21 protein-coding genes are annotated in these 17,604 nt (G+C 53.5%); 9 read left to right on the forward strand and 12 right to left on the reverse strand.

The genetic code is table 11. The features are described 5' to 3' along the window. The coding region (locus ACT3RU_RS17445; RefSeq protein WP_483392947.1) for an AAA family ATPase at window positions 1-267 on the reverse strand (267 nt) is incomplete at its 3' end. Between the two features lie 88 nt (window positions 268-355). Next, window positions 356-979, reverse strand: coding sequence for a recombinase family protein (locus ACT3RU_RS17450; RefSeq protein ID WP_483392948.1), 624 nt, complete (start codon window positions 977-979; stop codon window positions 356-358). Window positions 980-1,248: 269 nt separating this feature from the next. Between ACT3RU_RS17450 and ACT3RU_RS17455 the strand changes: the two genes are divergently transcribed. The 3 genes from ACT3RU_RS17455 to ACT3RU_RS17465 all read left to right on the forward strand — a co-directional run bounded on the left by ACT3RU_RS17455 (window position 1,249) and on the right by ACT3RU_RS17465 (window position 3,223). Further along, on the forward strand, window positions 1,249-1,551 hold the full coding sequence (locus tag ACT3RU_RS17455; protein ID WP_427774714.1) for a hypothetical protein: 303 nt from the start codon (window positions 1,249-1,251) through the stop codon (window positions 1,549-1,551). A 391-nt stretch (window positions 1,552-1,942) separates the two neighbouring features. Continuing rightward, the gene (locus ACT3RU_RS17460) at window positions 1,943-2,743 is read left to right on the forward strand and encodes a replication initiation protein (protein ID WP_427774713.1); all 801 of its coding nucleotides are present in this window, start codon (window positions 1,943-1,945) and stop codon (window positions 2,741-2,743) included. Window positions 2,744-2,971: 228 nt separating this feature from the next. Then, entirely contained in the window at window positions 2,972-3,223 is a 252-nt protein-coding gene (locus ACT3RU_RS17465) for a DUF3892 domain-containing protein (protein WP_483392949.1), read from the forward strand. A gap of 124 nt (window positions 3,224-3,347) precedes the next feature. Here the strand turns inward: ACT3RU_RS17465 and ACT3RU_RS17470 are convergent, their stop codons facing one another. From ACT3RU_RS17470 to ACT3RU_RS17500, 7 genes are all read right to left on the reverse strand, one after another. Next, window positions 3,348-4,706 (reverse strand): flagellin N-terminal helical domain-containing protein, encoded by a 1,359-nt coding sequence (locus tag ACT3RU_RS17470; protein ID WP_483392950.1) that lies wholly within the window; start codon window positions 4,704-4,706, stop codon window positions 3,348-3,350. Between the two features lie 287 nt (window positions 4,707-4,993). Next, window positions 4,994-7,000, reverse strand: coding sequence for a helicase C-terminal domain-containing protein (locus ACT3RU_RS17475; protein ID WP_483392951.1), 2,007 nt, complete (start codon window positions 6,998-7,000; stop codon window positions 4,994-4,996). A 224-nt stretch (window positions 7,001-7,224) separates the two neighbouring features. After that, entirely contained in the window at window positions 7,225-7,836 is a 612-nt protein-coding gene (locus ACT3RU_RS17480; RefSeq protein WP_483392952.1) for a type I-E CRISPR-associated protein Cas6/Cse3/CasE, read from the reverse strand. Continuing rightward, a complete protein-coding gene (locus ACT3RU_RS17485) occupies window positions 7,836-8,777 on the reverse strand; it encodes a hypothetical protein (RefSeq protein ID WP_483392953.1) in 942 nt (313 codons plus the stop codon). The genes ACT3RU_RS17480 and ACT3RU_RS17485 overlap by 1 nt, the downstream gene beginning before the upstream one ends. After that, window positions 8,774-9,460, reverse strand: a complete 687-nt coding sequence (locus ACT3RU_RS17490; protein WP_483392954.1) for a Csf3-related protein — start codon at window positions 9,458-9,460, stop codon at window positions 8,774-8,776. Before ACT3RU_RS17490 ends, ACT3RU_RS17485 begins: the two co-directional genes overlap by 4 nt. Next, window positions 9,460-10,539, reverse strand: a complete 1,080-nt coding sequence (locus ACT3RU_RS17495) for a hypothetical protein (RefSeq protein WP_172118996.1) — start codon at window positions 10,537-10,539, stop codon at window positions 9,460-9,462. Before ACT3RU_RS17495 ends, ACT3RU_RS17490 begins: the two co-directional genes overlap by 1 nt. Before the next feature lie 4 nt (window positions 10,540-10,543). After that, complete coding sequence (locus tag ACT3RU_RS17500) at window positions 10,544-10,789, reverse strand: helix-turn-helix domain-containing protein (RefSeq protein WP_172118997.1); 246 nt, start codon at window positions 10,787-10,789, stop codon at window positions 10,544-10,546. 132 nt (window positions 10,790-10,921) lie between these two features. On the opposite strand from ACT3RU_RS17500, the gene ACT3RU_RS17505 reads away from it, so the two are divergent. From ACT3RU_RS17505 to ACT3RU_RS17530, 6 genes are all read left to right on the forward strand, one after another. Continuing rightward, on the forward strand, window positions 10,922-11,215 hold the full coding sequence (locus tag ACT3RU_RS17505) for a hypothetical protein (protein WP_483392955.1): 294 nt from the start codon (window positions 10,922-10,924) through the stop codon (window positions 11,213-11,215). Continuing rightward, entirely contained in the window at window positions 11,212-11,496 is a 285-nt protein-coding gene (locus tag ACT3RU_RS17510) for a hypothetical protein (RefSeq protein ID WP_483392956.1), read from the forward strand. Before ACT3RU_RS17505 ends, ACT3RU_RS17510 begins: the two co-directional genes overlap by 4 nt. Before the next feature lie 721 nt (window positions 11,497-12,217). Next, complete coding sequence (locus ACT3RU_RS17515; protein ID WP_483392957.1) at window positions 12,218-12,484, forward strand: hypothetical protein; 267 nt, start codon at window positions 12,218-12,220, stop codon at window positions 12,482-12,484. 176 nt (window positions 12,485-12,660) lie between these two features. Beyond that, on the forward strand, window positions 12,661-13,395 hold the full coding sequence (locus ACT3RU_RS17520; protein ID WP_483392958.1) for a site-specific integrase: 735 nt from the start codon (window positions 12,661-12,663) through the stop codon (window positions 13,393-13,395). Further along, window positions 13,392-13,970 (forward strand): hypothetical protein, encoded by a 579-nt coding sequence (locus ACT3RU_RS17525; protein WP_483392959.1) that lies wholly within the window; start codon window positions 13,392-13,394, stop codon window positions 13,968-13,970. The genes ACT3RU_RS17520 and ACT3RU_RS17525 overlap by 4 nt, the downstream gene beginning before the upstream one ends. A gap of 145 nt (window positions 13,971-14,115) precedes the next feature. Next, the gene (locus ACT3RU_RS17530) at window positions 14,116-15,039 is read left to right on the forward strand and encodes a DNA-binding protein (protein ID WP_483392960.1); all 924 of its coding nucleotides are present in this window, start codon (window positions 14,116-14,118) and stop codon (window positions 15,037-15,039) included. A 642-nt stretch (window positions 15,040-15,681) separates the two neighbouring features. Here the strand turns inward: ACT3RU_RS17530 and ACT3RU_RS17535 are convergent. From ACT3RU_RS17535 to ACT3RU_RS17545, 3 genes are all read right to left on the reverse strand, one after another. Further along, entirely contained in the window at window positions 15,682-16,683 is a 1,002-nt protein-coding gene (locus tag ACT3RU_RS17535) for a replication initiator protein A (RefSeq protein ID WP_483392961.1), read from the reverse strand. Between the two features lie 269 nt (window positions 16,684-16,952). Beyond that, a complete protein-coding gene (locus ACT3RU_RS17540; protein WP_483392962.1) occupies window positions 16,953-17,198 on the reverse strand; it encodes a ribbon-helix-helix domain-containing protein in 246 nt (81 codons plus the stop codon). A 22-nt stretch (window positions 17,199-17,220) separates the two neighbouring features. Continuing rightward, window positions 17,221-17,604 (reverse strand): hypothetical protein (locus tag ACT3RU_RS17545; RefSeq protein ID WP_483392963.1); only part of this gene is annotated, 384 nt, incomplete at its 5' end.

Genomic DNA, 17,604 nt, shown 5'->3' on the forward strand with positions numbered 1-17,604 from the left:
GCCTGCATCGATGATAATGTCGTCGAATTTATCTGCTTGCTGCTGTACTTGAGCGCGCAGCGTGGAGCCATCAGGGTAGGTGGCACATGCGATGCCAGGCACAGCACCATTCTCAGACCTGATGCTGATAGCTGTTTGCGCGGTTCCTTGTCGATCTCCGTCGATTAACCATACATCGCGTCCCGACAGTGCCCGTGAAATTGCTAGGCTCACTGCGAGAGTGGTCTTGCCAACCCCTCCTTTTGTGTTGCCAACAGTAATTATCATAACAATGCCTTTTTAATATTAAAACAATATCTAAAGTATTTATTTAAAGTATTACTGTCAACTTATTTTGTATGGCTTTACTAAATGGCTATATGCCCATTTCAGCTATTTTTTTCACGCGCTGTACCGTGCTAGTTGAACACTGGGCATGCTGCGCCACTTTGCGAACACTAAGCCCAACTTGGAGAAGTTCGCTAACACGCTGATGAAGCGCTGGATCGATTGGGCGCCCGCGATACCGGCCTTCAGCTTTTGCCTTTTTAATTCCTTGTGCTTGGCGTTCACGACGCTGCTCGTAGTCCTTACGTGCGATGGCCGCCATCATGTCTAGCATCATTGCATTAATGGCATCGAGCATCCGTGCTGTGAAGTCGTCACCTGACGTTTCTTGCATCGCTGCATGGCTCGTGGGCAGGTCGAGTGCTACCACTCGTAGGCCTTTGGCATCAATCTCGTTACGCAGGCGTTTCCAGTCGTTGGTAGGCAAGCGTGACAAGCGGTCTATGGATTCAACCAGCAACACATCACCGGGATGAGCATCTGTTAGTAGCCGACGTAGTTCGTCGCGGTCAGGGCTCGCTCCACTCGCGTTCTCGGCATAGTAGCTGGCAACTTTCTGCTGATACTGTTCTGCAAAGCCATTGAGTGCCTGGCGGGCACGACTGGCATCTTGATCGGAGGTGCTAGCACGCAGGTAGGCACGAATAAACATCACAAGCTCCTTCACATAGCGTATCTGTATCGATTTAAGTGAATATCATCACACTGTATCGCTTTAAGCTATTTTTGATAAATATCGATACGATATGGAAAGGCGCTTTTCTGTATCGCTTTAGGCATACCTAATTAAACACACTCTTCGGTTATGAAAAAGCGCCTTTTTTCTAATTTTCCCCATTATTTGCACATTTTATCTAAGTATTTCTTATAAATACTTTTACCCAGATAGCATCTGAGGTCTCAAAAAAACGGAGATAAATTATGAAAAATCAATATGTTGGAATTCAGAAAGTCATCATTTCCCATCAAGAAGAAAATGATGTGGTGTTGGTCGAGTGCCTTGAGGAAGACCGTCTTACTAGAGTTTTTACCAATGGCATTCGCATTGATCGTATTTACGCCTCGCCCAAGGAAGCATACGAAGCTTCTATTCATCTGCTTGGGCTAAGTGGCAAAGGGGTTGAGTTAGATATCGAGGTGGCATGTAACGTAATGGATGCGAGTGATATTGAGAACACTTTTGCTAAACAAGGTGTGATTGTAAATAAAGCTATCCTCAGCTGATTAATATTGTGAGTGAGTGCCCAGATTCTGGCTGCTCATAGAGAGCGCCTCAGCAACGAACAAAATTATGCCCCGCTGCTGCCTAACGGATTCGTACAGAATCGTCGGCAGTGTGTGGGCGCTATATGCTTGCTGCTTGGTTTTTCTCTTGTTTTTTCTTGTTTATAGCGGGATTCTCTTTTTAAAACAAAGACTTCTAGTACGGAAATGCGTCATTTTCCGGGTTTAATGCGTCTTTCACCCCCACTATTGCGTCTTTTTCCGGGCGTTATCCACAGGCTTGCCACCAATTACGCCACTTTCCGGGTTAAAGCGTCTTGATATGCTCTTGACGCAATTATATAAAAACGTCATATTGATTTGAGACGTAATAGCCTGGGAAATGACGTATATGGCAAAGAAACCAGCAGCGCAGAATGCAGCAATTAACTACGATGCGGATAGCGCAGAGCGCCCTGCGGGTGAGCGTTGGGTCACCCAGCACAATGCTCTGGTGCGGGCTGGGCACGGCCTGACATTGGCCGAGAAGCGGCTAGTCGCTATGGCCGCTTCAAAGCTCAACAGCTATAAACCGCGGAAGGTAGGCGATATGCCCACCACACGTATCTCTGCTGACGAGTATGCCGATGAGTTTGGTGTCGACCGCCGAACGGCTTATGAAGCATTGAAGGATGCCAGTAAGCAGCTCTACAGCCGCTCGATCACCTTCTATGAGATAGCTCACAAGCGACGTGGCAAGCCCTTAGAGCCGACTGTGGTGACGATGCGCTGGGTAGGGCAGATTCACTACCAGCAGGGCGAGGGGTGGGTGGAGCTGTATTGGTGGCCCAAGTTGCTGCCATACCTAACGGGGCTGCGTAAGCAATTCACCAGCTATCAGCTGCAGCAGGCATCAGCGCTGCGTTCCATTTACTCCTGGCGGCTCCTGGAGCTGTTGAAGCGCTTTGAAGGTAAAGAAGGTAACGGATGGGCTGAGTACACCATTGAGGATTTCGCCACGGCGATGGATGCTACCAAGAAGCAGAAGGAAAACTTCAACAACATCCGCCGCCGCATCATCGAACCTGCGGTGAAAGAGCTTCAAGAGAAGGACAATTGGAAAATCGAGTGGGAGCCGATCAAGGCCGGACGACGCGTGGCCAAGGTGCGCTTTTTGTTTCAGAAAGATGACCAACTTAAATTAGGACTATAGTGCTGCTTTAAGCCCTGCTACGTCAGTGCGATTGGGCGCAGCCTAGCATTTTCATCGTGTGTTCTCGCTGCTGCTTTACGGCATTACCCGGAATCGTCCGCGATGCCCCGCATTCAGGTCCACCATAGTATGACTGCCAACCGCTCTATGCTAAGTACTATTTGGAATAGGCCACTACGCCTCCACATTCATTGTTGGCAAGCCGCCATCAACGTGGGAGAGATAAATATGGCAGATTTCTGCATCACGTTTGTTAAAGTGCGAGAGGAAAAACAAGGGAAAGTAGGCGCACCCCGAACTGTTTCGCGGGCCTTCGTGGCGGATCTCATTCGCCTCGGTAAAGTAACATTTCAGACAAGGACGAAAACGAATGAGAGATGGCAACAGGGTGCAGCGGTTTATCTGATTGATGATGAGTATCTGACAACCGAAAGGAACGACACCAAGCGGGATAACCTGGGGGAGTTACCAACGTTCTGATGCGGGTTTACTACTGCGCAGGTGGCTTTGCGCTTGTTTATTGAGGCCGCTGTATCAAAAAACCGCCTCCATCTCTGGAGGCGGTTCATTCAACCCTTCAGTGGCGTTGCCACTCAGGCTACCATTAACCCAGCAGAGAAAGAACGTTCTGCGGGATCTGATTGGCCTGTGCCAGTACAGAAGTACCGGCCTGCTGCAGAATCTGCGCGCGGGTCATGTTGGCCACTTCTGTAGCGTAGTCAGCATCTTCGATGCGCGAACGGGCAGAAGACAGGTTAGTGCTGTTAGTGTCGAGGTTGGTAATTGCATCCTCAAAACGGTTTTGCACGGCACCCAGCTCTGAACGCAAGCCATCAACGTTGGCCAGCGCTTCGTCGAGCTGCTTCATGGGATCAGTTGTAAAAGAGCCCATGTCCGATGCGGCAGTAGCAACTACTGCATTATCGGTAAGATCGATTTCAACGACACCGTTGCCGTCGGCTTCTACAGCAGTAGTGGTCAATGCGTTATAGGTAATGTCGCCGTTATCAGCTACTTCACGTACGTACATTTGGTCAGCGTTATCTTTAACAACGCTGTAATCAGAAGTAGCTGTACCATTGGTAAAGTCAAACGAAGAGCCTCGACCGTCACCTGAACGAGCAAGATCACCCGTTAACTCTTCGCCAAGAGAAACATTCACGTCGGTACCGGAAACGGTTGCGTCTTCTAATGTATAAACTTTATTGTCATCTGTATTTACTGCATATCTCTGGCCATCAAAATCTTGAAGCTCCCAAGTGGCACTACCTTTAACATCAGTACCACTAAACTCTACAGTGCCAATAGCTGTGGCTGAAGCATCATACTCTGTGAGTGCGACTGTCTCTGCATCAGCTTGGAAGGCCGTATCACCAAAATTAACTTTATTTTCCGTAAAATCATCTTCGCCCGCAGACACACCACGAAGCGTATTTGTTAAGTCAAAGCCATCAAGTGAAAGTTCTGTTTGGTTGATGGTTCTCAAATTAACACTGATTGATTCGCCATCGTTAGCGCCCACTTGAATAGAGATAGAGCTAATATCTTCAGAAAGTACTTTTACGCCGTTGAAGTCGGTCTCTTCTGAGATACGGTTGATTTCGCTAAGACGCTGGTTAACTTCATCTTGGATGGAACCAAGATCTGACTCGGAGTTGGTGCCGTTTTGTGCTTGAACGGTCAACTCACGGATGCGCTGCAGGTTATCGTTGATCTGGTTCAAAGAACCTTCAGCGGTCTGAGCAATGGAAATACCGTCGTTAGCGTTACGGCTAGCTTGGTTAAGACCGGTGATCTGAGCGGTCATGCGGTTGGCGATGGCCTGCCCTGCCGCATCATCCTTGGCGCTGTTGATGCGCAGACCTGAAGAAAGCCTTTCCATGCTTGTGGTTAAAGCATTTTGGCTCTTGTTTAGGTTCTGCTGGCCAATCATGGAGGTAATATTGGTATTGATCACTGACATGGTGCGATCTCCTACTGTGTCGTTTACAAGCTCTCAGTGCAGCGTTGCTCGCGTGCTCACCTGAGGGCCGTTGGTGACGGCTTTTTTATGCCGTTGTTTATGTTTATCGACACAACGCGATGAAAACTTTAGCGTTCTGTCTAAAGTTCTGTGTAAAAAATTGTTTTCTTGCTAAAGGTGGCAGGACTGCTTAGGCTTATCGTGTCGTTTACAAACTCTGTAGCCGCAGCTTTTGCCATCAGGATGATAGCAGGGCTGCGGTTTTTATTTGCCTATCAATTAGCTATCTACAGCAGCGCCGTTAAGGCGGTGGGCTGGGAAAGGGCTTCGGTTCGTTGGTTGATGAGCGGTTCTTCTGCCTGCTGCCAGGCCAACCGAAAACGAGACGGAATGGCCCCGAGCAGCGCACTGCTTTGCCGCATGCCAGGCTGTGGGAGTGCCCCCGATGGGCGCGGAATGCGCGGCTCTAATAAGGTGACCAGCACTTGGTCTTCTGGGTGACGAATCGCCCGGCCTAACCCTTGGCGCAGCTTATGCAGGGTACGCACGGTGCTTTTGCGATACAGCATGCCCGTGGCTATGCGGGTGGCCTGCTCTTCACTCATGCCTTTACGCTGCAGCATTTGCCCTACCAAGCGCTGTTCTACCGCGCTGCGCGCTGGGCGCGGGTTGCGCAATACCACTAGGTGCGACCAAAAGGCCGTGTTCCCTTGCCGACTAGGCGATAAGCCCTCCCACCCTGCTGGCGTTAACAAAATGGCATCGTCATCTAGATGGGCCACTAACTCGCCTAACCCTTGCCCTGCCCGGTGCGCGACTAGCCGGTGCTGCGCCTCGGCTGGCCACTCGTTGGCGAGTACCTCTACATCGGCATAGCTGGCACACAGCACGAGCGTGCGCCCTGGCTGATCCAGCAAGAAGGGGAGCACCTGCTGAGCATAGGCTAACGACAGGCTGTGCCCGCCTTCAGGAAGCCGTTGAATCGGGTGGGGAAGCCCTTGGGGTAACCGAAAGCGCAGCTCGCCAAATTGGCGTGCCTGAAAGCTGGTTTCGATACCGCTGCGTTTACTGCTGACGGGTACCTGCAGCCGGCTACGCATATAGCGAAACTGCGGCGCTTCCCCCGGCGCATGGTCAAGATCCGATAGCGTAGCTGACGTGAGCAACGTGCTGCGGTCGCCTATCCCATTGCGCAAACTGGATGCCGCACTTGGCGAGTGAGCCACCACGCGGGGCAAGCCACGCACCGGTGAGTAATCCAGAATCAAGTAGCGACTGGCTTCGCGTAACCTAACGGCCACTTGCTCTGCACTATGGCGTAGCTGCTGCCACTCTCGCCATAGCCAGGCATCGTGAGCGGTTTCCCGCAACCGCTTTTTCAATAGCGCCCTAATGGCCACTTGCAGCGTTTCACTCTCACTCACCGACACATTATGGGCAGTGCCTGCACGCGCCTGATCCGTTAGCTGGGTTTCAAGCGCTTCCCATTGCGTCGCCAGTGCGGTTTGATTCAGCTGGCGTAACAGCCGTGTGGTGGCTTGCAGCGAAATCCGCTGGCTAAGCATTTCTTCTGCCAGTTCAGGGTAGTGCTCCGCTTCATCGAGCAGCAGCACATAGGGCGATTCCGCCTGGGTGATGCGGCCTTTGGTGATCAAGTCAACCACCAATAAAGCGTGGTTGATCACTAGGATGTCGCTGGTTTGCGCGGCGTTTAAGTGGGCGTCAAGCGCGTCTGGCAAGGGGTCATGATGGCGTAAAGCGATATCTGACATTTGCCAGCCTTCAGGCAGGCTCGCGGGGTCTAGGTCGAGCAGGCAGCCGTCACTTTCTAGTGCCCAGCGAGCAAGATGACGCTTTTCTAGCGAGAGTTGTCGGTCGTTGGCCGCGTCTTCTAAGCGTATCGCCCCTAACTGCAAGGCCAGGCGCTCCGGGCTGACGTAATTTTCCCGCCCCATACGCAGCTCAAAGGTCAGCGGCGGTAAGCCTGCGTTTTCTAAATAGTCACGCACGATAGCGAGGTTGTCAGGCTGAAGCAGCTGACGCTGCAGCGCACGCGAGTGTGTTGAAATCACTGCCCGGCGCTCTTTTTGTCTCCCTTTGGCGACCCAATCCGCCAACACCAGCTGATACGCCAGCGTTTTGCCGATGCCCGTATCCCCTTCGACAAAGTGCATCTTGCCTTGTTGCCGTACACCGTCGATTAAGGCCTGCGCGTACGCGACCTGTACAGGGTTATGCTGGAACCCAGGGCGCTTGGGCAGCTGATGGGTGAGGTACGTGAGGACGGGATGCATAACAGCGATGAGCGCCTAAACCAAAAGGGAGATACCTTACCATATCGCCCCGACACGGGGCCGGGGCGATCATTCCCGCAGGGGCGAGATACACAAACGTTCCATCGAGGTCTGCAGTGCAGAACGAACACTCCCGCAAGGGCGGGATTTACAAACGCTCCATCGAGGTCTGCAAGGCGTTGCTAACACTTCCGCAAAGGCGGAACTCTTCTAGCTTAACGCACTCATTCACGGCAACAAAGCATACCCATACCATACGCTTTCAAGCGCGATACACCCGACAGCCAGGCCTGTGCCGCCTTTTGAGCATCCTCTATATGAAGATCCGCTTGGACATGCACCCGTTGACACCATCGCGACCGCTGCGCATTCATGGGCCACTGCCCTAATGGGGTGCAGCGCAGAGCGGTAGGCACGGCGGAAAAACCATGATTGCGCAAACGCTGACACAGTAGCGCTTCCCACTGTTCTCGCGGGGCTGGGATGTGCTTACTGCGCGGTAGCCGCTCGCCTGTTGGTGATAGCCGTGTCGCAATACTCGGCACCCACGACCACTCTAGGCGTATGTTGTCTCCCTGACGCAGGGTGACGTGCCTTTTCTGTGCGTGGGAAAATTCAGTAGAAGAGCGCAGAATCAGCAGGTGCTGATCTGGGGTGAGTGACTCAAAACTGAAAACAAAAGGGCGCTGCCCTACGGAGTAGTGGGTAGTGCCCGCAAACACGCGCCACGCTGCTTGGTGGTAGTCATCCAGCGTCGGCGTACGGGTAGGCAGGGCCGAAGGGCAACACAGCACGGCGGCTTCGTAATAATGCACGTTTACATGATCTATCGACATTAAAACAGTGAACCCTGTTGTGGCATGAGGGATGGCTCCTTGTGCTCTAGCGCCGCGAGTGCCGTAGGCTGACGTTGGTGATTGATATACGGCTTTAGCGCAGGCAGGTGCGGCATGATTTCTCGCAGTACCGCCGGAAGCTTCTGCCGATCAAAGGGGTCGTCTGGCAACACGCTCAGCAAAGCGTGTGGGTCAGGGACTTTTTTGACCCACTCCTCAAAGGCTTGTGGGTTTCGCTGCCCCCTGGCTGCTGCAGTAATCGGCCACCAAAAGGTTTTTTGGGCAGCGTTTTTTTCTAGCCCCTGCTCGACCAGTACGCTGGCCGTTTTCAACATAGCGGCAAGGTTGAGGGGGGTAGTACCTTGCTCACTGTTACACCACACCTCTTGAAGGGAGAGCGTAGGGCGTAAGTTACGCAGCAGCACATCCGCTTTTCGCCCCCAGTTTTCGATATACACAAAGCCTTTCTCAAGGGGATTCAGCTCCCCGCTGGCTAATAGTGCCAATAGCCGGGCCAGCGGCTTTTCTGTACTCAATTGCCCCGCCTGGCCCAGCTTACCGTCTCGGTATTTCTCGAAAAGCTTAGGGGGAAGCGTGACATACAGAGTGTTAGCAGGGGTAATGATGCCGCCAGAACCCACTAGCATCCCGAGTTTGCCGTAAATAGGCGTCACGGTGTTGCCGGTTTTGTTGTAACGCTCTAACCCCAGCATTTCCTCGCTAGGAATGCGTAACGTGTAGCACGTTAAACAGACTTGCTCGGGTTGACCTGATTTCCCATAGGAATAGCTTGCCGCTTGAAACGGCGCTTCTACGTCAGACCATCGCCGGGAACAGCAAGAACAACTAGGGGTACTAGGAGTGAAGTGCTCAGCGTATGCCCGCGCACGAAAAGGCGTCGTGGCAGCAAACAGTCGCTGATAGGCTAGGTCGCGCCTCATGACACTATCTCACGCATAATCCGTGGTGGCCGGTAAACAACTTCATCATTACCCCAGCTGGTCAGGCGCAACACATCGGGTACGGGCGTATAGGCCATGCTGTTGTGCTCGCTTTCTAAACGCCAGGGCCGCTGACGCCAGCGCTGCTGCGTATCCTCTTGAACCGCCATCGCACTCACCATCCCCTGCCCTCGGCTATGCCCCTGGCCTATATTGGGGAGCTCTGGTAGCAGATCCAGACAGGCATCCGGGTCGCCTTCTGCATAAAACAGCACATAAGGGCTCAGCAACCCCTGATGATGGGTGAGCTTCGGTGCCCAATCGCCACCATCGACTCGCAGCGGCGCTCTAACATTGGCTGCACGCAGCAGAGGCAAGGTTGTTAAACGCGTAATCGCGCCTAATGGTTCTGCCGTCAGCCCTTGGTGAGCCGTCACGCCAAACACCAGCTGAGAGGCACGATAACCCCCTCTGGCTTGGTCAAACACCAGAGGAAGGGAGGGATAACACGACCAATCCAGCGCTCTGCGGCAAGCTGCCTCCTGCAGCAACACATCTAAGCGTGGCACTACCATGGGCAGCACCAGTGGCGTATGCAGTTGGAGCACCAAACGGAATGGCCGGGCTTGCTCTTCAGGCATGCCGTAGGGGGCAACGGGTAAGCGCTGTGATTCTGAAGACATTACGCTTCCTTTTTCCAGCACTCCCGAGCTTCCTTAAGCGTGAAAAGGTCAAAGTTATAGCGGGGTAGCCCGTGTTCAAACGCTGCCCAGGCCTCTTCAAGTGCCTCCCCCTCTAACACGATGCCCATCTCATCTAGCTGAACGTTACCGATGACGTGGCCACGACGTTCGCCTGGATTGCGCTGCCACACATCCCATTCTGCTTGAATGGCCCCAAACCCCGCTGCTAAATGCCCTCCTAAGCGCGGTCGCTGCGAAAACTCCGCTAAACAGTGCAACAGCAGCCCAAGAACGTCAGCGTGGCCTTCCACAATGCGGAGATGGCTGCTGAGCTGACTGCCGGGGGCAATCGCCTCATACCCTTGAATGGGGTGCTTTATCGACTCGTCCGACCCTTCTCGTGCCAGACGCGTCTCTTTCTCTAAGGCCTCTAGGTCACGAATCTGAGCGGCAATCTCTTTTTTGCCATCAACGCTTTCCGTGCGTCGTGACTGAGCGCGCAGCTCTCGCACCTGGCCACGGATCGCTTCAATTTCAACCATGCTGTCACGGGCACTGCGCATTTCCGACATCAGCGCTTCTTGCTCTTCCGTATTCAGGTACTTAACGAGCGATGGATCATGCTCAAACTGATCATGCCGAGCGCCTTGGCCCGCTGTTATCAGGTTGTCCTGCGAGGTTAGCATGGCACTAACCTCTAAGTACCCAGCCAACTTCCAGCGACCAAACAGGCTTAAAAACGGATTCATTTTACGCAGATGAGCCTCTGCACGAGGGTCGTAGCTGGCCCCTTTAATCTCGCTATTTACCTGGCGGGTAATATCCACTCCTTCACCCAGCATATACATTTCAGCGCGCTTAAAAATGGCCTCTTGCGATTGCCCACGTACCTTAGCCAGCTCCCGGATCAGCATTACCAACCCGGCTTTGCGCAACGCCCCGCGTAGCGTGCCACCATTCAGAAACACCTGGCCATGCGGCGTACGAGGCAGACGCTCATCTAGCCCAAAGTAGCTGACGGTTATAGGCCCCTCGGCAGTGATATGGCCATCAAAATGATAGGAAACGGGCTCTGCCATGTATTCACTCCATCGGGGTTTTACTGTCAGGTTCTGGTACGTGCTCAGCGATTTCCTCTAGCGAACAGCCAAAGTACACGCATAGCCGATCTAAATGATCTGTCGTCGTGCTGTAGCCACGGCGATTGATCATTTTCGATAGCGTCATTCGATGAATATCGGTGGCGTCAGCAACCTCGCCAATAGTGAGCCTTCGCCCCAATTCATACTCTCGCTTTGCCATCATTTCTTTAATTTTGAAGCGTATCACAGCCTTTCTCCACGCTATTCATCATCAAATGATAACGAAAAACGACAAAAAAGAGTTGCCACTCCCTGATTTTATGCTTAAATGTTTACACAGAGCTTCAAAAAAAGCCCTAAATCAAAAAAGGAGAGTTTCATGGCTCTTATTGCTGACTCATATTGGCTTCAGAACCTTCAACAGGAACGCCAGAAAACACGCACGTTAAAACGCTTTTCAGCTGCGTTAGCACAAACCATTCAGTTGGATATAGAAACGAATGACTTTGTACTCGCTGCCGCGCTGGAACAGCCGCTGTTGAGCTCTAACCGTGAGGCACTTGAGCAATGGGTCATCGAAGAGCTCGCACGCGAAGGGATGGAAACAAACCAAGCAGCGTTAAAGCTGTTGAGCTGCAAACTACGCAATAAGTTAAGCGAGGCAACCGAATGACGCTTGATAAAACGGTTTATGAGGGGCTCTATCTAGTCATCTCAGTACGTACACGCTGTGAAAAAGGAAGCTGGGTACGAATCTATGGCAGTGGAGGCTTTTGGACGGTCTTTGTCAGCGATACGGAAGATCAAAATGGTGTCTGGCTGCCAGTACGTAAGAATGACCTACTTGCGAACGTGAAATTACGCCAAAGCCCTCATGCTGATGAAGCGATTTTAGGCATCGCACGACTCTATCAGTACATTGTGATGGAAGGGCCAACAGAAATGTGGAAATAGCCCTTTTTTTGTTGGCAGCAGAATGATGTTTATCGTGGCGATGCCATGTCAAAAAAGCGAGCAGCGCTTCGCGCTGCGCCGCAGCAAAGCTGCGGAATCCTTTGCACGGTCGCTAGCCGCCTTCGGCGGCTAAGAGCGTTTCTACGAAACGCTGTGCGCATTCGCGCACTGTGACGCTCTGCGCGTCACAGTCGGCTATCGCCGACGAGCTGGCCTGTACGGGCAGCCGCACCTGACGGTGCATTGTCGCTCTCTGCGAGCGACCCGCCGCCTACGGCGTCGAACGCCCAGATTGGGCGCAGTGGTGGTTCCCACCACGCTGGGTTGTACCCTTCGGGTGTCATCCCAGCGTGGTGTAATAAGCCCTGGAGGCGTATAGCGCACAGTTAGTGACGCACAGTCAGTGCCAGTGCTACATTAGCCGTGTTGCCGGTCTCACCGGACGGTCGCTGCACGTAGTCAGCAGGGATCCAGCACCTGACCAACTTGCTGGGAACACCGCTTAGGCGGTCTCGCTAGCAGCCCAGCTAGCACCTCTGCGAACGATGCCGCAGCCCAAATGCATCGAGGGACGCCCTCAAGAGAACGGGGCAAACGGGAGAGCAGGCCCGCCGTCAGTCCGCCCAGAGCCGAAATGGCAGGACAAATCGGGGTCGTAGTTCGCACATGATGCGAGCGTCTCGCTGACTATGTCAGCGAGAAGTTCTTACAGGAATAGCAAATGTCCGACTTCGATCCAGCCGCCGAGCTGGAAAAAATTCGTGAAATCCGCCAGAACGGGCGCCTGCCACGTTACTGGCGTGGTCGCTCACAACTCGATCCTCACACAGGCGAGCTACTCGCGCTGCACAATAGCGGCGCCAGTGCAAACGACCTTCGCACCTGGCTACAGGAGCGCCAAAATCTCCGCGTTGACCGTTCGACCGTTGCGCGCTGGCTGCAAAAACAGCTCAAGCAGCGTACGGACGACAAGAGAAAACGCACCTGATGGCGGGTTGGGCTAAAGCCAGCAGCCAGGCCCGCACTGTCGTCACAGCACTCCAGCAGCGCGGTGAACTCCAGAGCGTCCGGACAGCTTCAAACTATCAGCAGTCGCTCACCCGAGTCGCAGAGTGGGTCAAATCCGAATTCCGTGAGGGGCGCGGGCCCGGTGATCTCAAATCAATGACGCCTGCCGACGCACAGAACTACCTCGAGCAGCGCGGCGAAGCCGTGGGACAGAGCCAGCTCAACATGGAGCGGCAGGCGGTGCAGATGATGCAACAGCATCTGACCGGCAAGCTCGCCAACAGCGAGCGGCTTCCTGTTGTGAAGAGCGAACTTGATCAGGCCCGATCATCGCGTGCCTACAGCGAACAACAGGTCAACCAGATCGTTTCTCGACAAACCGAGCGTAATGCTCTAGCCACCCAAATTGCCTACCACGCTGGCCTACGTGCCCATGAGCTTCTAACCCTACGCCCTGTGCACGAGCGCCCCGCTGATTCCAGGCCCGCGCGAGACGAAAAATTTGCTGTCCGCGAGCCTCGGGAAGAAGGCCAGCGGTATACCGTGGTCGGAAAAGGAGGGCTGTGCCGTGAAGTATCTATTCCTGGATCCCTCGCGGAGCGACTTGAAGCCGCTCGCTACGACACTCCACAGCGCGTGACAGATCGCGGTGTCTACTATCAATCTCACTACAACATCGGTGGCGGCAATGCCTGGAGCTCATCGTTCACTCGTGCGAGCGGTCGGGCCTTGGACTGGTCAACCGGCGCTCACGGCGTCCGCCATAGTTATGCACAAGAACGAATGGGCGAGCTACAGCGTGACGGCCTGAGCTACCGTGATGCGTTAGAAACCGTCAGCCAGGAATTGGGGCATTTCCGGTCTGAAATAACAGAGGTTTACCTACGATGAGCCGCATCACAATCTGGCTGCTGGCTGGCCTGCTCGTTGCCACCGGCCTGCTAGGCTGGCAGGCCTGGGAGCGCTGGGACGCTGTGGCATACCTGACTGACGATTACAGCGCGATCACCGGCTGGGACGCGCTACGTGCTGCCTGGCCCGTCTGGGCTGTCGTTGGCGGCATCATGGCGATAGTCGGCACTACCCTGGGTGCCATCGCGGGCGAGAATACCCGTACACATGCCTCAGAGGCGCGAGCAGTTAATGCAGAGCGTGAACGCGACGAAGCCCGGCAGACTGCCGAGAATGCCCTGACAGACGCTCAAGCCGCGGTGAGCGCCGAGCGCGCTGAACTGGTTTATCAGCAGCAGCAAGCCCGCGAGGAGATTGCTGCTGCACGGGGAGCCCTAGTGGCCGCCAAGCGTGAATCCGATCGGCTCCATGAGCGGGTTGCTCAGCAGGCGGCCGACTTAGCGGATTATCAGCTCCGGCTCGGCCGCAGTATCAGTGCCACACACCGTCGAAAACGACGTATCGAGCGGCTGGAGGCTGACCTGGCCGCCCTACGCGGCGAGATTTTGCGATAGGGTTGATCTCCAGGCACAAAAAACCCCGCCTTAGCGGGGTTTTTTGTGCCTATCAATCGTATTACTTCATATTTTGTATTGTATTTTGTATCATATAAAATATAATATGAAATACAAAATACGATACAGAAGAAGGAAATACGTTATGGCACGCACTGGCATTAGCTTTGAGCAGGTTTCCCACGCCGCTGACAGCTTGGTAGGGCGCGGTGAAAAACCCACGATTGCCGCGGTACGCGAGCAAATCGGCACCGGTTCCCCCAACACCATCCACCGGCACCTCACGGCCTGGAAAGCCGCCCAGGCGCCCGCTGAGCGGCAAACCGCCAAGCTGCCGGATGAGCTCGCCGGCGCACTCGCTCAGGAGATCGAACGCCAGGCGTCCGCCGCCCGCGCTGAGGCCGAGGCCGATGCGCTCGACGCCCGCCAGACCGCCGATTCACTGGCGGAAACCGGCGAAGCCCTGGAAACGGAAGCCGACGAGCTACGGGCTCAGGTGGAGCAGCTCACAGCTGAACGCGACGAGGCCCAGCGCGATGGCAGCGAGGCCCGCCAGCTAGTGGCGGAGTTTCGTGAGCAGGTGAAGCACCTTGAGCAGCAGCGGGACGATGCGCGTATGGAGCTGGCCGAGGCCCGCAACCGCATCACTACGCTGACCGAGCAGCGCGACGTAGAGCACAGCGCCCGCCTGGACGCTCAGCGGGACACCAAAGCCGCCGAGAAGGTTAAGGTCGACGCGGAACGCGCCCAGGCGGTGGCCATGGCCAAATTAGAAGCGACACAACAGCAGGCGGCAGAGCGTCTGGAAGCGCTTAAAGCTGAGCAGCAGGCGCGTAAAGCCGACACCGACGCTCATAAGCAGGCAATGGCCGATTTGCGCAACGAATGGCGAGAGCGGCTCACGGCTGCCGAAAAGCAGGCTCAGGACGCCCAGCAACGCGCCCAGGAGGCCGATAAGGCCAAAACCAAGGCGGAAGTACGGTCTGAGGCATTAGCGGCCCGTATAGACGCGCTAGGCGCAAAGGACGGGGAGCAAAATAGGCTGTTTGAAGACGGGAAAAAGCGTTGAAAGGAGGCAAACTCAAGATTATTCGCCTAATCCTGAGTTTCTGGGATAACGGCTTTTTATGCCGCGCAGCGGCATGCAGCGAAGCGGTAACAAGGGCTTGGGGTTGGTGGGCGCAGCCCACCCCATTGCCTAACAGGGGTTTGCTGGCAACCTCACTGTACCAACGCGCTTTAGCGCCCACTCTGGCGGCGCAGGTGCGAAGCACCTCGAAAGCTGCTTTAAGCGCGCCTTGGCGCGTCATCGTTAGGCTGGCTGACGGCCAGGGCGAGCGAGACGAAGGGTAGGTGAGTTGTATCACTTTGCGTTAAAGGTTTTAAGGTCTTAGTTAAAAACGCGCGCGCGTTACAGTTTTGCGAGCCCAGCAACCATAAGGCTTCGAAGTGCTATTCCATCCCTAAAACCACGATACCACCATCCCTAAAACCACGTGCCTATTCACAGGGTGAACATCCCTAAAACCACGATGCTTGCATCCTTAAAACCACGTGTCTGTCTGCAGGCTATCTGCCCTCAGAAAGCATATGCCAAATACACAAAAACATCCTTGGAACCACGTGCCATTAACTATCGTGGTTTCAAGGATGTTTGATTACTATTAAGTGGCTAAGCGTACCTAGAATATTCGGGGGGCAGCTCAGGACTTCATGTGCCAGATTTCAGTACATCATGCATTTGCGCTCTTCCGCCCTTTGCTCCTCTAGAGTAAAAAGTCACTACGTCATTATCAGGATCGATGCTCATTCTATAATCTGGAAGTTCATTTGTTGCTGATAGCAACTTCATCGCAGCACGAAACTTATAAAGTTTATCTTGGCTTCCACTTTTGTTGTGTAAGGTTGTCATTTTGACGCGCCATTTTATTTGGCTGCCACAATGTTTACGAGCTAGCTCATAAACGCGCCGATCTAATGGCTTACGCAACCGGAAGTAGTCCGGGCTAAGAGTGAGAACATGTTTAGCTGTCACAGAGCGATATAGCCACTCCGGAAGCGTCACTTCAACAGCCACCATGCGGTTATCGCCATCTCGCTCTACTACATGCCACGAATCGATTAAACCGAAACCAGCCCTCTCACGCTTTTTATCTGTTTCAATATTTGTAACAATCCGAGACTCGGATAAGCGCTCCAGTGCTTCACCCATTCGCTTGTAACTATCACCATCAGTGCGCCGGTTTGTTGTTACCAAAAAATCATAAGCGATAAAGCGAACTGTTCGACTAACATTTTTGTAATTTCTATTCATCGCTTCGACGAGCTGACTAATGCAGTAAATCCACACGTCTTTATCATGAATTGTTGCTAGCCCTTTGAGACCAGGACGAATCTCTACCGTAGTGTCATTGTGCTGATAACGTCTGACTTTTCTGTCGCCTGCACGTAGCGCAAACAGAGGGTGCTCCAGGCTAGCAGTGTCAGCTTTTGGGTTTGCATCACAAATATCTGCTACAAAAAAGTCTTGCTGGGCATATTTGGCAGGCAATAGCGCAGATCGGCCCTGCTCTGAAACAGTATTTCGTTGCTCATGGAAGTCATCCCGTAATTGTGGAAGCAGGCGCTTATAAGCCTGCGCATAACCTTCTCCGGGGCGTGCATGCTGCTCGATGAAACGCCTTTCTTTCTGCGTCATTTTTTTGTTGACCATGACTACTTCCTAGCGCTCAGCGGGATAGCAAGCACTTTAAAATCCCAAACTGCTACAATATGCATGTGGTTTTGCCTCCCATGGCAGATCATTTTCCCCGGATCTCCCTCGTCGCCGGCAAGCATGAGGAGACCGGGGCTTCATTGTTGAAAAGCACATTTTATCAGCCTCTTAACAACGACTCTGGCGATAAGGGGGCTAAAAAAGCCCCCTTATCGCCATTTTTCCTTTGATTGGCTAAAAACTGAGGCAATTATTGGGATCATTCCTCACTCTTTGATTAGCCCATGCTCCACAGCCCGATAAATCGCCATATTGATGATCGCTGCACGTGACTGTCCTAGCTCCGCGGCTAGCTCATCCACTCGCTCTAATAGTGCCGGTGTGATCGTCAAACTGATCTGCCGTTTATTCCCTTTGCGCACCCCCTTGGCTTGATTGCCGGAATCTGGAGCACCTGAGATAAATGAGTCAGTTGCATCTGTTGATTTTGCTTTTGGCTTCGTAATAACCATCTAAACCCACCTAATTAAATATTTATTTAATATTAAAAAGATATTTATACAATTCACTTATCTCGCCGATGGCTTTCTTATCCGTCGGTTTCAATTCCTGCACAGACAGCCCTGCGCCGGTTGCATTCGAGAAGGCTTTTCGTCGTCTTATCGGGGTCGGCAAATATTCAAACTGCGGTACTTCTTCAACGGCTGCTGCAGCTTCTGCGTTGTCTGTCGATTGGCTTCCTGGATCAGCTAGATTCAAGACCGCCACAGCGCGTAACCCGTCTCGTATGCTTCGTGCTTCGTCGACCAGTTTGGCCATGTCTTCTAATGCCCATACGTCATACGAGCGAGGCGCAAAAGGCACGAGCAAAACATCACTCAATACCAACGCCGCTCGCAGCGCAGTTGAGTCACGCCC

Origin of the sequence: Halomonas sp. TP35, assembly GCF_052375975.1 — a bacterium.
GTDB classification, from domain to species: domain Bacteria; phylum Pseudomonadota; class Gammaproteobacteria; order Pseudomonadales; family Halomonadaceae; genus Vreelandella; species Vreelandella citrativorans.

Bases quoted from the DNA above. Each gene is read 5' to 3' on its own strand.
- ACT3RU_RS17450 (WP_483392948.1), bottom strand. From the start codon at position 979: ATGTTTATTCGTGCCTACCTGCGTGCTAGCACCTCCGATCAAGATGCC.
- ACT3RU_RS17455 (WP_427774714.1), top strand. From the start codon at position 1,249: ATGAAAAATCAATATGTTGGAATTCAGAAAGTCATCATTTCCCATCAA.
- ACT3RU_RS17460 (WP_427774713.1), top strand. From the start codon at position 1,943: ATGGCAAAGAAACCAGCAGCGCAGAATGCAGCAATTAACTACGATGCG.
- ACT3RU_RS17465 (WP_483392949.1), top strand. From the start codon at position 2,972: ATGGCAGATTTCTGCATCACGTTTGTTAAAGTGCGAGAGGAAAAACAA.
- ACT3RU_RS17470 (WP_483392950.1), bottom strand. From the start codon at position 4,706: ATGTCAGTGATCAATACCAATATTACCTCCATGATTGGCCAGCAGAAC.
- ACT3RU_RS17475 (WP_483392951.1), bottom strand. From the start codon at position 7,000: ATGCATCCCGTCCTCACGTACCTCACCCATCAGCTGCCCAAGCGCCCT.
- ACT3RU_RS17480 (WP_483392952.1), bottom strand. From the start codon at position 7,836: ATGTCGATAGATCATGTAAACGTGCATTATTACGAAGCCGCCGTGCTG.
- ACT3RU_RS17485 (WP_483392953.1), bottom strand. From the start codon at position 8,777: ATGAGGCGCGACCTAGCCTATCAGCGACTGTTTGCTGCCACGACGCCT.
- ACT3RU_RS17490 (WP_483392954.1), bottom strand. From the start codon at position 9,460: ATGTCTTCAGAATCACAGCGCTTACCCGTTGCCCCCTACGGCATGCCT.
- ACT3RU_RS17495 (WP_172118996.1), bottom strand. From the start codon at position 10,539: ATGGCAGAGCCCGTTTCCTATCATTTTGATGGCCATATCACTGCCGAG.
- ACT3RU_RS17505 (WP_483392955.1), top strand. From the start codon at position 10,922: ATGGCTCTTATTGCTGACTCATATTGGCTTCAGAACCTTCAACAGGAA.
- ACT3RU_RS17510 (WP_483392956.1), top strand. From the start codon at position 11,212: ATGACGCTTGATAAAACGGTTTATGAGGGGCTCTATCTAGTCATCTCA.
- ACT3RU_RS17515 (WP_483392957.1), top strand. From the start codon at position 12,218: ATGTCCGACTTCGATCCAGCCGCCGAGCTGGAAAAAATTCGTGAAATC.
- ACT3RU_RS17520 (WP_483392958.1), top strand. From the start codon at position 12,661: ATGACGCCTGCCGACGCACAGAACTACCTCGAGCAGCGCGGCGAAGCC.
- ACT3RU_RS17525 (WP_483392959.1), top strand. From the start codon at position 13,392: ATGAGCCGCATCACAATCTGGCTGCTGGCTGGCCTGCTCGTTGCCACC.
- ACT3RU_RS17530 (WP_483392960.1), top strand. From the start codon at position 14,116: ATGGCACGCACTGGCATTAGCTTTGAGCAGGTTTCCCACGCCGCTGAC.
- ACT3RU_RS17535 (WP_483392961.1), bottom strand. From the start codon at position 16,683: ATGGTCAACAAAAAAATGACGCAGAAAGAAAGGCGTTTCATCGAGCAG.
- ACT3RU_RS17540 (WP_483392962.1), bottom strand. From the start codon at position 17,198: ATGGTTATTACGAAGCCAAAAGCAAAATCAACAGATGCAACTGACTCA.